Raw genomic sequence first — 14464 nt, 5'->3', positions numbered from 1 at the left:
ATCTGTCTACCGGGCGGTTCTCAGCTGAAATGGCATCGATTCGGGTCCGATTCTGCTGACTTGCGCCGACCAGTCGGGTGGACGGCGTGTTACTTCGGCGGGCTCACGCGCCCCAGGACGTGTCCTCGAGCGTCCACAGGGGCCGCTCGGCAGGGGCTCCCTCCACAGGGCGGCGAGGTTCGGCGCGGATGGCCGCGGGTGGCGCTGATCCTCGTCTCCATGAACGCTCGGGTAGTGGCGCTGATGAGCGCGCAAGGAGGACTGGTCACGAGGCGCCAGGCGATGGAGGCCGGCATGGCGGGGCACCAGGTCGACAGCCTGCTCCGGTCCGGTTCTTGGGTCGCGGTGCGGCGCGGCGTCTATGCCGAGAAGGCGTACGTCGACGCGCTCACCACGGACGTCCAGCGTCGGGTGCTCGCCGACCGTGCCGCGAGCCTGCGCGTCGATGCCCCGCACGTCCTGTCCCACCACTCCTCGGCCCACCTCCAGCAGTTGGAGGTCCTCCACGAGCGAAAGCCGATCACGCACGTCGGCCGTCCCGGCATCGTCGGCTCCCACCTGCGCCACGGAGTGAAGCACCACCTGGCGCCGTACCGGGGCGAACAGGTGGTGCTTGTCGACGGCTTTCCTGCCCTCGACCTGGCGCGGACCAGTCTCGACATCGCCCGCGAGCACGGCTACCTCCAGGGCCTCGTTGCCGCTGACTCCGCGCTCCGGGCGGGCGCGACGCGGGTGGACCTCTCGGTGGCGGCCGCCGCGATGAGGCACTGGCCATATGTCACCGTGGTCGACGACGTCGTCGCGTCGACGTCGCCGCTGACCGACTCTGTCGCCGAGACCCTCGGGAGGGACTTCGTGTCCGAGCTCGGGTACGGCGTTCCGCAGCCCCAGTTCGGGTTGACCGCGGACGGTCGCACGGCATGGTGCGATCTTCGTCTGGGCCGGCACTTCTTCGAGATCGACAGCAAGCTGAAGCTGCGGCCTGCCCATGCCGGCGGTCTGTCGTTGAAGCCACCCGAGGAGACGCTCTGGGACGAGAAGCTCCGCCAGGACTTCGTGACCGGCTTCAAGACCGGCGTGTCACGGCTGACCTGGAACGACTTCTTCGGCCGCGGGCGCACCACCGCCCTCGAGCGCTGTCGGCGCGAGTTCCTCGACACCTGCTCCCGGTTCGGTACGGACGTCTCCGACCTCGCGCAGTTCCGACCTCGTGGTCCCAAACCGCGGGTCGTCGTACAGCGCGGGCCGGTCCTTCCGCGCTGGTCGCCGTGAGCGTCGCGGTGCGGATGTAAGTAACACGCTGTCCATGCGACTACCCGGCGGTTGTCAGCAGAAATCGGCCAGAAATCGGCATTTTCCTGCTGACAAGCGCCGATCAGTCAGGAGGACGGCGTGTTACAGCGCGAGGAGCGGGGCGGGGGGCGCGCGGAACGAGCAGCGCTCTCAGACCTGCCGCTCCTGCTCCTCCCAGTACGGCTTGCGCAGCTCGCGCTTGAGGATCTTGCCGGTGGGGTTGCGTGGCAGCGCGGTGATGATGTCGACCGACTTCGGCGCCTTGTAGTGCGCGAGCCGCTCGCGGGTCCACTCGATCAGCTCGACCTCGGTGGCGTCCGAGCCCTCGCGCAGCGCGACGACGGCCTTGACCGACTCGCCCCACGTCGGATCGGGTACGCCGATCACCGCGACCTCGAGCACGCCCGGGTGCTCGGAGAGGACCCGCTCGACCTCGGGGGAGTACACGTTCTCGCCGCCGGTGATGATCATGTCCTTGAGCCGGTCGGAGACGAAGACGTAGCCGTCCTCGTCGACGTGACCCATGTCGCCCGTGCGGAACCAGCCGTCGTCGGTGATCACTTCGGCGGTGGCCTCCGGCTTGTTGAGGAAGCCCTTCATCAGCTGCGGGGTCTTCAGCCAGATCTCCCCGTGCTCGCCCACTCCCACGTCCGTCAACGACGCAGGGTCGACGATCCGGACCTCGCACTCGGGCAGCGGCTTGCCGGCCGAGACGAGTCGCTCCGGGTGGCCGTCGGCCTCGGCGGTGCGGTGGTCCTCGGGCATCAGGTGAGTGGCGACGCCGGCGACCTCGGTGAGTCCGTAGACCTGGATGAAGTCGGTGTCGGGCCAGGCCTCCATCGCGGCGCGCAGCAGCGGCGGCGGCATCGGCGCGGCGCCGTACGTGTAGGTCTTGAGCAGCCCGAACAGCTTCACCGCGTCGGGACCCGCCTGGAGCACCTGGGCCAGGACGGCGGGGACGAGGAAGGTGCGGTTGGCGCCGGCCATGATCGCGCCGGCGAGCGAGGCGGCGTCGGGCTCGCGGGTCATCACGCTGGGGATGCCGTCGTGGATGCCGAACAGGACGTACGACGACCCGCCGACGTGGAACAGCGGCATGGCCACCATCGACTTGTCGCCGGGCTCGAATCCCCAGCCGTCGTGGCCGTTGATCGTGTGCCGGACCATGTTGCGGTGGGTGAGCATGACGCCCTTGGGCCGCCCGGTCGTGCCGGAGGAGTACATCACCAGGCACACATCGTCCTCGAGCACGTCGGGACCGTCGTCGCACGGGGTGGACGAGGCGAGGAACTGCTCGTACTCGTCGTCCTCCCCGCCCTCGGGGGTGACCTCGATGATCTTCTGCACGTTCGGCAGCCGGTCGCGGATCGCCGTGATGGTCGGCATCAGCTCGCGGCCGACGAAGAGCACCTTCGCGCCGGAGTCGTTGACGGCGTAGTCGATCTCGTCGCCCGCCGAGCGCCAGTTGATGATCGCGTTGGCGGCGCCGATCGAGCCGGCGGCGAGGCTGATCTCCACGCAGGCCGGGTGGTTCTTGTCGAGGAACGAGACGACGTCACCGCGCGCGATGCCGAGGTCGCGCAGCCCGCCGGCCGCACGGTGGACCCGGTCGTGCCACTCCTTCCACGTCCAGGTGCGGCCGAGGTAGGTCATCGCCTCGGCGTCGGGCGTGGCCTCGGCCCAGTAGTTGAGCCGGTCCTCGACGTAGGTGGGCTCGGGCGGCGTGGCGGGCGGCCAGGCCTTGGTCGGTGGGGTGGTGGACTCCGTCGTCGCGCTCACGTCGCAGATTGTGTCCCACATCACAAACGGGCACAACGGACCACGCATCCGCAGGCCACTTCCCGTTCACCTCCGTCGACGAGGATCGAGAGGTGAACCCCCTGCTCCGCGGCGCCGAAGCACCCGCGTCGCGCACGCTCGTCGACGTCTTCCGGCGTACGGCGGCCGACCACCCCGACGCGATGGCGCTCGACAGCGGCAACGACACGGTCACCTACGCAGAGTTCGCGGAGGCGGCCGAGACCGTGGCGGTCGAGCTCGCGGAGCTCGGGATCGGGGCGGGCGACAAGGTCGGGGTCCGGCTGCCGTCCGGCACGACCGACCTGTACGTCGCGATCATGGGGATCCTCTTCGCCGGCGCGGCCTACGTGCCGGTCGACGCCGACGATCCCGACGAGCGTGCCCGGCTGGTGTTCGGCGAGGCGCAGATCGCCGCGCTGATCGGCGCGGGCCTGGTCATCGAGTCCCGCCGCGAGGGTGCGCCCCGGGCCCGGCGGGACCCGATGCCGCAGGACGACGCGTGGGTGATCTTCACGTCCGGCTCGACCGGCACCCCCAAGGGCGTCGCCGTCACGCACCGCAACGCCGCGGCCTTCGTCGACGCCGAGTCGCTGATGTTCCTGCAGGACGATCCCGTCGGTCCCGCCGACCGGGTGATGGCGGGTCTGAGCGTCGCCTTCGACGCGAGCTGTGAGGAGATGTGGCTCGCCTGGCGGTACGGCGCCTGCCTGGTCCCCGCGCCCCGCGCGCTGGTCCGCAGCGGCGTCGATGTCGGCCCGTGGCTGACCGCCAACGACATCACGATCGTCTCGACCGTCCCGACGCTGGTGAGCCTGTGGCCCGACGACGCCCTGGAGAAGGTGCGGATGGTGATCCTCGGCGGCGAGGCGCTGCCTCCCGAGCTGGCCGTCCGCCTGGTCCGGCCCGGCCGCGAGGTGTGGAACACCTACGGCCCCACCGAGGCCACCGTCGTCGCGTGCGGCGCGCTGGTCGACGCGGACGGCCCGGTGCGGATCGGCCTCCCGCTGGCCGGCTGGGACCTGGTCGTCGTCGATCCCGCGACCGGTGAGCCCGTGGCGGAGGGGGAGCGCGGCGAGCTGATCATCGGCGGCGTCGGCCTTGCCCGCTACCTCGATCCCGCCAAGGACGCCGAGAAGTACGCCCCGATGCCGACGCTCGGCTGGGACCGGGCCTACCGCAGCGGCGACATCGTCATCAACGATCCGGCCGGCCTGCAGTTCGCCGGCCGCGCCGACGACCAGGTCAAGGTCGGCGGTCGCCGGATCGAGCTCGGCGAGATCGACTCCGCGCTGCTGGCACTGCCCGGCGTGAGCGCGGCGGCGGCCGCCGTACGCCGCACCAGCACGGGCAACCAGCTCCTCGTCGGCTACGTCGCCACCACGGCGGAGTACGACGGCGCCGCGGCCACCGCCCACCTGCGGGCCACCATGCCGGCCGCGCTCGTGCCCCGCCTCGCGGTCGTCGACGACATCGCGACCCGCACCTCCGGCAAGGTCGACAGGGATGCGCTGCCCTGGCCGCTCGCGACCGCCGACCCCGTCGATGCGGGCCTGCACGGCACCGCCGCCCGGATCGCCGAGGTCTGGCAGAAGGTGATCGGTGCCGCGCCCGACGGCCCGGAGTCGGACTTCTTCGACCTCGGCGGCGGCAGCCTCACCGCCGCTCAGGTGGTGACGCTCCTGCGCAAGGACCACGCCGAGCTGACCGTCGCCGACCTCTACGAGAACCCCACGGTCGACGGGCTGGCCGGCTTCCTCGACTCGCTCGAACCGAGCGCGCTGGCCGAACAGAGCCGCAAGGTGAAGCCGATCCCGCGCAAGACCCAGATCGGCCAGGTGCTGGCGATCCCGCTGCTGCGCGCGCTCGCCGCACCCCGGTGGATCGCAGGGATCCTGACCCTCGCCAGGCTCGGCCACGAGGTGCTCGACGTCGCCTGGCTGCCGGCCGTGCCGTGGTGGGTGCTGGCGCTGCTGCTCGTCGTGTTCGTCAGCCCGCCGGGGAGGATGTTCCTGGCCGCCAAGCTCGCCCAGGCGGTGCTCGCCGGCGTGAGGCCGGGCGCCTACCCGCGCGGCGGCAAGGTGCACCTGCGGATCTGGACGGCCGAACGGCTGGCCGACGAGCTCGGCGCGACCCGGCTCGCGGGGGCGCCGTACATCACCTGGTACGCGCGCCTGCTGGGCGCCAAGGTGGCCCGCGGCGCCGACCTGCACTCGCTGCCCCCCGTCACCGGCCACCTGACCGTCGGGAAGGGTGCGTCGATCGAGCCGGAGGTCGACCTGACCGGCTACTGGATCGACGGCGACACCCTCCACGTCGGTGGCATCCGGGTCGGGCGCCGCGCCCGGGTCGGCACCCGCTCGATGCTCTGCCCCGGTGCCGTCGTCGGCGACGACGCCGAGGTGGCGCCCGGCTCCGCGCTCTTCGGCGAGGTGCCCACGGGCGAGTTCTGGTCCGGAGCGCCCGCGGTCCGGATGAGCTCAGCGGCCCGCGGCCCGTGGGCCGAGCGTCCGCCGGCGTCGCGCCGCTCGCTGCGCACCTGGGCGATCGCGTACGGCGCCGTGGCGGGTCTGCTGTCCTGCCTGCCGGCGATCGCGGTGCTGGTGGTCGCGGTCCCGGTGCTGCTGCTCGCCGGCGTCGGCACGACCGCCAGCGCCGGCGGCGCGGCCGCCGCGCTGCTGCCCTGGCTGGTGCCCGCCGTACTGGCCGGCGTCGTCGTGCTGGCGCTGCTGATCCTCGCGGCCGTGCGACTCCTCGCGCTCGGAGTCAGGGCCGGCGCGCACCCGCTGCAGAGCCGCCCGGCGTTGTGCGTGTGGTCGACGATCCGGGTGCTCGACGAGGCCCGGACCTGGCTGTTCCCGCTCTACAGCTCACAGCTGACGCCCGGCTGGCTGCGGCTGCTGGGCGCGAGGATCGGCAAGGACGTCGAGGCCTCCACCGCGCTGATGATCCCGTCGCTGGTCAGCGTCAGCGACCAGGCGTTCCTCGCCGACGACACGCTGATCGGCGGCTACGAGCTCGGCGGCGGCTGGCTGCGTGCCGAGCGGGTCAAGGTCGGCAAGCGCGCCTTCGTCGGCAACTCCGCGATGGCAGCCCCTGGCCGGAAGGTGCCGAAGCGCTCGCTGGTCGCGGTCCTCTCCGCAGCCCCGGCCCGTGGCACCGTCAAGGCCGGCGAGTCCTGGCTCGGCAGCCCGCCCGCGCCCCTGCGCCGGGCCGCGCAGGGCTCCGCCGACGAGCGCACCTACGCCCCGCCGGCCCGGCTCAAGGTCGCGCGCGCGTGCTGGGAGGTCGCCCGGCTGCTGCCCGTCACGCTGGCCGTGGCCCTGCACCTCGCCGTGGTGCTGGGGACCCTCGCCGTGTGGGACCGGCACGGGGCGCTGGCCGGCGTGGTCGTCGTACCGCTGCTGTTGTGGGCCGCCGGCCTCGTCGCCGGCGTCGTGGCGATCCTCGCCAAGTGGCTGCTGGTCGGCCGCGTGCGGGCCGGCTCGCACCCGTTGTGGAGCTCCTTCGTGTGGCGCAACGAGCTCGCCGACACCTTCGTCGAGGTGGTCGCGACCCCGTGGTTCGCAGGTCTTGCCACCGGATCGCCGCTGATCGCCGTGTGGTTCAAGGCGATGGGCGCCAAGGTCGGCCGCGGCGTGTGGTGCGAGTCGTACTGGCTGCCCGAGCCCGACCTCGTCGAGCTCGGCGACGGCGCCACCGTCAACCAGGGCAGCGTCGTGCAGACCCACCTGTTCCACGACCGGCTGCTCGCCACCGACACGGTCCGGCTGCACCGCGGCGCCACCGTCGGCCCCAACTCCGTGGTGCTGCCTGCCGCGTCGTTGGGCAAGCACGCTACGGTCGGCCCGGTGTCGTTGGTGATGAGGGGGGAGTCCGTGCCGGACAAGACGCGCTGGATCGGCAACCCCATCGGTCCGTGGGCCGACTGAGGTCGTTGCTCGTGCCCCACCTGCCCACCGCCGACCCGTACCTGCCCGGCCACGGCGACCCGTCGTACGCCGTGCGGCACTACGACCTCGACCTGGTCTACGTCCCCGACGGCAACCGCCTCAATGGCACCGCGGTGCTCGACCTCGTCGTACGCGAGCAGACCGCTCGCCTGGTGCTCGACCTCGCGCACCTGCGGGCCTCGAAGGTGCGGCTCGATGGCGGCCGGGTCAAGAAGTGGACGGGCCGCGACCACCGGCTCGTGCTGCAGCTCGACCGCCCGGCCGCCGCAGGCGCGTCCTTGCGGCTAACGATCGTGTACGGCGGTTCGCCGAAGCCGGTGATCGACAAGTACCACGGCGACGCCGGCTGGGAGGAGCTCGAGGACGGCGTGATCGTGGCCGCCCAGCCGCACGGCGCGCCGACCTGGTTCCCGTGCAACGACCGGCCCGACGACAAGGCGACGTACCGGCTCACCCTGGCCGCGCCCACCGGCTACACGGTGGTCGCCAACGGCACCCTCGTCGCCCACCAGCGCCGCGCGAGCCTCGAGAGCTGGACCTGGGTGATGGACCGGCCGATGGCCACCTACCTGGCGACCGTCCAGATCGGCCGCTACGAGACGACCGAGCACGACGCCCGCACCCGCACCATCGGGCCGCCGGACGCCGACCTGGTCGACTCCTTCGACCAGCAGCCCGCGATGCTCGCCTTCTTCGAGCGCGTCTTCGGGCCGTATCCGTTCGACGCGTACGCGGCCGTGATCACCGACGACGACCTCGAGATCCCCCTCGAGAGCCAGAGCCTGTCGACCTTCGGGCGCAACTTCTGCTCCTCCGACTGGTCGCAGGTCCGGCTGATCGCCCACGAGCTCGCCCACCAGTGGTACGGCAACGCCGTCACCCTGCGCCGCTGGCAGGACATCTGGCTGCACGAGGGATTCGCCTGCTACGCCGAGTGGCTGTGGTCGGAGGAGAGCGGCGGCCCACGCACCTGCGACGGGTGGGCCCGCCACCACCACGAACGCCTCGCCGACCTCGACCAGGACCTGCTGCTCGCAGACCCCGGCCCGGAGCTGATGTTCGACGACCGCGTCTACAAGCGCGGCGCCCTCGCCCTCCACGCCCTGCGCATCGCCGTCGGCGACGACGCGTTCTTCGCCGTGCTGCGCGACTGGGCCTCCTCGCGGGCGGGGGAGTCGGTCACCACCGGGGACTTCCTCGACTTCGCGTCCGCGCACACGGGGGCGGACGTCGCGGCGGTGCTGGGGCCGTGGCTGTACGACGCCGCACTGCCGGCCTACCCGCGGGGCTGAGCGCCCGCAGACGCGAAACGACCCCGGTCACCAGGTGACCGGGGTCGAGACAAGCCGCGAGAAGGCGGGTGGGATCAGGCCCAGCGCTCCTCCGCGGGAACGAAGGTCAGGCCGCGGTCGCCGGTGTAGATCTGCTTCGGGCGGGCGATCTTCTGCTCCTTGTCGCCGGTCAGCTCCAGCCACTGCGCGAGCCAGCCGGGGGTGCGGCCGATCGCGAACAGGACCGTGAACATCTCGGGCGGGAACTCGAGCGCCTCGTAGATCAGGCCCGAGTAGAAGTCGACGTTGGGGTAGAGCTTGCGCTTGATGAAGTACTCGTCCTCCAGCGCGATCCGCTCCAGCTCCTTGGCGACCGAGAGCAGCGGGTTGACCCCGGTGACCTCGAAGACGTCGTCACAGGCCTTCTTGATGATCTTGGCGCGCGGGTCGAAGTTCTTGTAGACCCGGTGGCCGAAGCCCATCAGCCGCTCTTCGCCGTTCTTGACACCCTCGATGAAGGCGGGGATGTTCTCGACGGTCCCGATCCGGCGCAGCATCTTGAGAACGGCCTCGTTGGCGCCGCCGTGCAGCGGACCGTAGAGCGCACCGATGCCGGCGGCGACGGCCGAGTACGGGTCGACCTGCGAGGAGCCGACCGAGCGGACGGCATTGGTGGAGCAGTTCTGCTCGTGGTCGGCGTGCAGGATGAACAGCGTGTCGAGCGCCTTGACGATGCGCGGGTCGCCGGCGTACTTCGTCTCGCTCATCTTGAAGAGCATCGAGAGGAAGTTCTCGGCGTACGACAGCTCGTTGTCCGGGTAGACGTAGGGCTTGCCCTGAGCGTGGCGGAAGGCCCAGGCGCCGAGGGTCGGCATCTTGGCGATCATCCGGACGATCTGGATGTGGCGGTTGTCGGGGTCCTCGATGCGGGCCGACTCCGGGTAGAACGTCGAGAGGGCCCCCACCGACGCCATCAGCATCCCCATCGGGTGCGCGTCGTAGCGGAAGCCCTCCATGAAGCCCTTCACGTTCTCGTGCACGAACGTGTGGTAGGTGATCTCGTGCACCCAGGTGTCGTACTGCTCCTTGGTGGGCAGCTCGCCGTGGATGAGGAGGTAGGCCACCTCGAGGAAGTTCGACTTCTCGGCGAGCTGCTCGATCGGGTACCCGCGGTACTCGAGGATGCCCTTGTCGCCGTCGATGTAGGTGATGGCGCTGCGGCAGGAGGCCGTGTTCACGAAGCCCGGGTCGTAGGTCGCGATGCCCGGCTCGTCGTCGTTGAGCTTGATCTGCCCGAGGTCGGCGGCCTTGATGGTGCCGTCGGTGATCGGGATCTCGTACTCCGCGCCGGTGCGGTTGTCGCGTACGGTGAGAGAGTCAGTCACCCTTGCAACCTAGTCGCCCACGACACGGAGCCAAAAGGCGGTGTCCCGAAGCGTGGTTCGGGGGGTCCGGGATTTGGCCGTCGGCGACGAGGCACCGTAGCCTTGCAGGTCGCGTCTTCTGCCGCTTCGTACGCCGCCCCCAGGGTCGGCCGTCGGGGCAGACCCGGATCGCTCATGGATCGTCGAGAGACGAGCGTGCGTGGGCCGGGCTGAGTTCGTCAGGAGACGTCGCCCGAGCGGTCCACACCGGCCCGTGACGGCAACCCGGGCGGCGACCGTCGTACGGGCAACGAACTAGCAAGGAGGGTACGCATCATGCGCACCTACGCTCCGAAGCCCGGCGACGTCGAGCGCGCCTGGCTCGTGATCGACGCGACCGACGTCGTCCTCGGTCGCCTGGCTGTCACCGCCGCCAACCTGCTGCGCGGCAAGCACAAGGCGATCTTCGCCCCGAACGCCGACACCGGTGACTACGTCATCGTCATCAACGCCGACAAGGTCGCCCTGTCCGGCAACAAGCGTGCCGACAAGATGGTCTACCGCCACTCGGGCTTCCCGGGCGGCCTGACCGCGACCCCGATCGGCGAGGTCCTCGACAAGGACGCCCGCAAGGCCGTCGAGAAGGCCGTGTGGGGCATGCTGCCGAAGAACCGCCTCGGCCGGCAGATGATCAAGAAGCTGAAGGTCTACAGCGGCCCGGCTCACCCCCACCAGGCCCAGAAGGCCGTCCCCTACGAGATCTCCCAGATCTCCCAGTGACTTCTCGACAGATCTGAACGGACTGAGGACTTTTCATCGTGACTGAGAACACCACCGAGGTCGAGGAGACCTTCGAGACCGACGAGCAGGGTGTCGCCTACACCAGCGAGACCTCCCCGTCGGCCGTCGCCGACAACCGTCCCGTGACCGTCGCCCCCGGCGCGGCCACCGGTCGCCGCAAGGAGGCCGTCGCCCGCGTGCGCATCGTCCCCGGCACCGGCACCTGGACCATCAACGGTCGGACCATCGAGGACTACTTCCCCAACAAGCTGCACCAGCAGGTCGTCAACGAGCCGTTCGCGGCTCTCGGCCTCGAGGGCCGCTTCGACGTGATCGCCCGCATCCACGGCGGCGGCATCACCGGTCAGGCCGGCGCCCTGCGCCTCGGCGTGGCTCGCTCCCTCAACGGGATCGACCTCGAGGCCTACCGCCCGACGCTGAAGAAGGCCGGTCTGCTGACCCGCGACGCCCGTGCGACCGAGCGCAAGAAGGCCGGTCTCAAGAAGGCCCGCAAGGCTCCGCAGTACAGCAAGCGCTGATCTCCCCGGAGATCTCACGACAGGGCCACGCACCGCAGCCGCGGTCCGTGGCCCTGTCGGCATTTCACCGCACCACCGAGCATCCGCAGAGGGAGAGCACGTGCCGCGCATCTTCGGGACCGACGGCGTCCGTGGCCTGGCCAACGACAAGCTGACCGCCGAGCTGGCCGTCGACCTCGGCAGCGCCGCGGCCCGGGTGCTCGTCGAGCACGGCGGCTACAGCCGCCCCCGCCCGCTCGCCGTCGTCGGTCGGGACACCCGGATCTCCGGGCAGTTCCTCGAGCACGCGGTCGTCGCGGGCCTCGCCTCCGCCGGGGTCGACGTGCTGCGCCTGCGGGTGCTGCCGACCCCCGGCGTCGCCTACTTCACCGACGCCCTCGGCGCCGACGTCGGCGTCGTCATCAGCGCCTCGCACAACCCGATGCCCGACAACGGCATCAAGTTCCTCGCCCGCGGCGGCGTCAAGCTCGACGACGCGCTCGAGCGCGAGATCGAGGCGCTGCTCGGCCAGGACTGGGACCGGCCGACCGGTGCGTCGGTGGGCCGCGTGACGCCGTACGGACCGACCGTCAAGGAGTACGTCGACCACCTGGTCCGCACCCTCGACGCCCCGATGGGCAAGCCGCTCGCCGGGCTCAAGCTGGTCCTCGACTGCGCCCACGGCGCGGCCAGCGAGGTCGGGCCCCGTGCCCTGAGCGCGGCCGGCGCCGACGTGGTCACCATCGGCGCCTCGCCCGACGGCCTCAACATCAACGACGGCTGCGGCTCCACCCACCTCGAGCCGCTGCGCAAGGCCGTGCTCGACCACGGCGCCGACGCCGGCTTCGCGGTCGACGGCGACGCCGACCGGTGCCTGGCCGTCGACCACACCGGCGAGGTCGTCGACGGCGACCAGATCATGGGCATCCTCGCGCTCGCGCTGCGCGAGTCCGGCGGCCTGGTCGACGACACCCTGGTCGCCACCGTGATGAGCAACCTCGGCCTGCTGCAGGCCATGGAGCAGGCCGGCGTCACCGTCGTGCAGACCGCTGTCGGCGACCGCTACGTCCTCGACGAGATGCGCCGCGGCGGCTTCAGCCTCGGCGGTGAGCAGTCCGGCCACGTCATCATGCGCGAGCACGCCACCACCGGCGACGGCATCCTCACCGCCCTCCACGTCGCCCGCCGGATGGCCACCACCGGCCGCTCGCTGCGCCAGCTCGCGGGCGTGATGACCCGCCTCCCGCAGGTCCTGGTCAACGTCGCCGGCGTCGACCGCACCCGAACCGACGACCCGGCCCTGCTCGAGGCCGTGGCCGGCGCCGAGGCCGAGCTCGGCAGCACCGGCCGGGTGCTGCTGCGTCCCTCCGGCACCGAGCCGCTCGTCAGGGTGATGGTCGAGGCGCCCACCGCCGAGCAGGCCGACGGTGTCGCGCAGCGGCTCGCGGACGTCGTACGCGAGCGCCTGGCGCTGTGACCCCCGGTCGCCCTTGTAACTACGTGTTACAGCGCGATTCTTGGTGCCAGAGCACCCGGGCGGATGTCGTAGCACCGAGGTAGGCGTCGTCCGACCGGTCGAGCGCGCTGCCATGCCCGGCGACCTGTCCTGGCCGAATGTTGGGCATCCACCCGGGTGCTGTGGGTACTACCCGGGCGTTGTTGCGCCGGTTCTGCGCACGTAACACGTAGTTACAAGCGGCCGCCGGTCATGGCCGACCACCGGGCTGGCAAGGTGTCACCATGAGCGCCCCCACGCTGGCGATCGACGGCCTCACCAAGCAGTTCGGTGCGGTCCGGGCGGTCGACGACCTGACGTTCACCGTGCGTCCTGGTGCGGTCACCGGCTTCCTCGGCCCCAACGGCGCCGGTAAGACGACCACGCTGCGCATGCTCCTCGGCCTGACCCGGCCGAGCGCGGGCCGCGCGCTGGTCGGTGAGCGGGAGTACGCCGCGCACGCCCAGCCCGGTCGCGTCGTCGGCGCCGCGCTCGAGGCCTCCAGCTTCCACCCCGGGCGCACCGGGCTCGCGCACCTGGAGGTGTTCGCGCCCCAGGTCGGCGTCTCCCGCACCCGCTGCCGCCAGGTGCTCGAGGCGGTCGGGCTCGACCACGCCGCGAAGCAGCGGGTCGGGCGCTACTCCCTCGGCATGCGGCAGCGGCTGGGCCTGGCGACCGCACTGCTCGCCGACCCGCCGGTCATCGTCCTCGACGAGCCGACGAACGGCCTCGATCCCGAGGGCATCGTGTGGATCCGCCGGCTGCTGCGGCAGTTCGCCGACGAGGGCCGCACGGTCCTGGTCTCCAGCCACCTGCTCCGCGAGGTCGAGGCCAGCGTCGACGAGGTCGTGATCATCGCGCAGGGCCGGCTCCGCCACGCCTCCTCGCTCGCCGAGCTGCGCACCCGGGCCACCCCGGCGGCGTACGTCGTCGCGCCGCGGCCCGACGCTCTCACCGCTCTGGCCGCCGAGCGCGGGTGGAGCGCGACGCCCGACGGCGACGGCCTCGTCGTCGACGGCGCGACCGCGGCCGAGGTCGGCGCTGCCGCCCACGCGGCCGGCCTCGAGCTCCACGAGCTGGTCCGGCGCGACGTCGACCTGGAGGCTCTCTTCTTCGAGCTCACCCGGGCGGAGGCTGACCGATGAGGGCCGCGCTGCTGGCGGAGTACCGCAAGCTCGTCTCCACCAGGATCTGGTGGCTGCTGCTGGTCGTGATGGTCGGCTACCTGCTCTTCATCGGCGCCGCCGTCTCGGCGTCCTTCGTCTTCGTGCCCGACGGGGCCGAGCCGCCCCTGGTCGGCGAGGACGCCGCCCGGGCGACGTACTCCCTGGTCAACGGCGTCGGCTACGTCTTCCCGCTGGTCATCGGCAGCCTGGCGATGACCACCGAGTTCCGGCACAAGACGATCACGCAGAGCCTGCTCGTCGAGCCGGACCGCACCCGGTTCCTGGTCGCCAAGCTGCTCTCCGTGGTCCCGATCGGGCTCGCCGCCGGTGTCGTCGGCCAGCTCGCGGTGGTCGCCGGTGGCGCGCCGCTGCTCGCCGCGCAGGGCGACGGCGCCTTCCTCGGCGACGGTGACGTCATCGCCGGCCTGCTGCTCGGCGTGGTCGTCGTCGCGCTGTGGGCCGTGATCGGCGTCGCGGTCGGCAGCGTGCTGTCCAACCAGGTCGCGGCGATCGTCGTGATCCTCGCCTTCACCCAGTTCGTCGAGCCGATCGTGCGGGTCGGGCTCGGCCAGGTCGACTCGCTCGCCGGCGTCGCCGCCTACCTGCCGGGCGGCGCCGCGGACTCCCTCATCGGCGCGTCCTTCCTCGGCAGCGCCGGCACCGTCGACCTACTGCCGCGATGGGCCGCGGTCCTGGTGCTGCTGGCGTACGCCGGCGGGTTCGCCGTGCTCGGCAGGCTGACCACCCTGCGTCGCGACATCGGCTGACCGGAGGCGGCATCGCCACTAGGCTGGATCCCGGTCTCGGGATGACCTCGTGGGGGATGG

Annotated in this window: 10 protein-coding genes; 8 read left to right on the top strand and 2 right to left on the bottom strand. The window is 71.5% G+C overall.

Features of this window, described 5'->3' with window-relative positions:
- Positions 1–219 precede the first annotated feature (219 nt).
- Positions 220–1272, top strand: coding sequence for a type IV toxin-antitoxin system AbiEi family antitoxin domain-containing protein (locus FBY23_RS22260; protein ID WP_141800138.1), 1053 nt, complete (start codon positions 220–222; stop codon positions 1270–1272).
- 171 nt (positions 1273–1443) lie between these two features.
- Here the strand turns inward: FBY23_RS22260 and FBY23_RS22255 are convergent, their stop codons facing one another.
- Entirely contained in the window at positions 1444–3072 is a 1629-nt protein-coding gene (locus FBY23_RS22255; RefSeq protein ID WP_222117910.1) for a long-chain-fatty-acid--CoA ligase, read from the bottom strand.
- A gap of 92 nt (positions 3073–3164) precedes the next feature.
- Here FBY23_RS22255 and FBY23_RS22250 point away from each other — a divergent pair, with 92 nt between their 5' ends.
- On the top strand, positions 3165–7022 hold the full coding sequence (locus FBY23_RS22250; RefSeq protein ID WP_260806478.1) for a Pls/PosA family non-ribosomal peptide synthetase: 3858 nt from the start codon (positions 3165–3167) through the stop codon (positions 7020–7022).
- 11 nt (positions 7023–7033) lie between these two features.
- Entirely contained in the window at positions 7034–8335 is a 1302-nt protein-coding gene (locus tag FBY23_RS22245; protein ID WP_141800136.1) for a M1 family metallopeptidase, read from the top strand.
- 74 nt (positions 8336–8409) lie between these two features.
- On the opposite strand, the gene FBY23_RS22240 is transcribed toward FBY23_RS22245, so the two are convergent.
- Entirely contained in the window at positions 8410–9699 is a 1290-nt protein-coding gene (locus FBY23_RS22240; protein WP_141800135.1) for a citrate synthase, read from the bottom strand.
- Positions 9700–10014: 315 nt separating this feature from the next.
- Here FBY23_RS22240 and rplM point away from each other — a divergent pair, with 315 nt between their 5' ends.
- The 5 genes from rplM (at position 10015) to FBY23_RS22215 (ending at position 14404) form a co-directional block, all read left to right on the top strand.
- Positions 10015–10458, top strand: coding sequence for a 50S ribosomal protein L13 (rplM, locus tag FBY23_RS22235; RefSeq protein WP_141800134.1), 444 nt, complete (start codon positions 10015–10017; stop codon positions 10456–10458).
- Between the two features lie 38 nt (positions 10459–10496).
- Entirely contained in the window at positions 10497–10997 is a 501-nt protein-coding gene (gene rpsI / locus FBY23_RS22230) for a 30S ribosomal protein S9 (protein WP_141800133.1), read from the top strand.
- 100 nt (positions 10998–11097) lie between these two features.
- A complete protein-coding gene (glmM, locus tag FBY23_RS22225; protein ID WP_141800132.1) occupies positions 11098–12453 on the top strand; it encodes a phosphoglucosamine mutase in 1356 nt (451 codons plus the stop codon).
- Between the two features lie 263 nt (positions 12454–12716).
- Positions 12717–13616: an ABC transporter ATP-binding protein gene (locus tag FBY23_RS22220; RefSeq protein WP_141800131.1), complete on the top strand. Its 900-nt coding sequence runs from the start codon at positions 12717–12719 to the stop codon at positions 13614–13616.
- Positions 13613–14404, top strand: a complete 792-nt coding sequence (locus FBY23_RS22215; RefSeq protein ID WP_141800130.1) for an ABC transporter permease — start codon at positions 13613–13615, stop codon at positions 14402–14404. The genes FBY23_RS22220 and FBY23_RS22215 overlap by 4 nt, the downstream gene beginning before the upstream one ends.
- Positions 14405–14464 lie beyond the last annotated feature (60 nt).

It is taken from the genome of Nocardioides sp. SLBN-35 (assembly GCF_006715725.1).
Classification (GTDB): domain Bacteria; phylum Actinomycetota; class Actinomycetes; order Propionibacteriales; family Nocardioidaceae; genus Nocardioides.
Note: the sequence above shows the minus strand (reverse complement) of the source record. Positions and strands in the feature narration are given on the sequence as shown.

What these genes read in the sequence shown, in the direction of transcription:
- FBY23_RS22260 (WP_141800138.1), top strand. Translation starts at nt 220, where the DNA reads ATGAACGCTCGGGTAGTGGCGCTGATGAGCGCGCAAGGAGGACTGGTC.
- rplM (WP_141800134.1), top strand. Translation starts at nt 10,015, where the DNA reads ATGCGCACCTACGCTCCGAAGCCCGGCGACGTCGAGCGCGCCTGGCTC.
- FBY23_RS22220 (WP_141800131.1), top strand. Translation starts at nt 12,717, where the DNA reads ATGAGCGCCCCCACGCTGGCGATCGACGGCCTCACCAAGCAGTTCGGT.
- FBY23_RS22215 (WP_141800130.1), top strand. Translation starts at nt 13,613, where the DNA reads ATGAGGGCCGCGCTGCTGGCGGAGTACCGCAAGCTCGTCTCCACCAGG.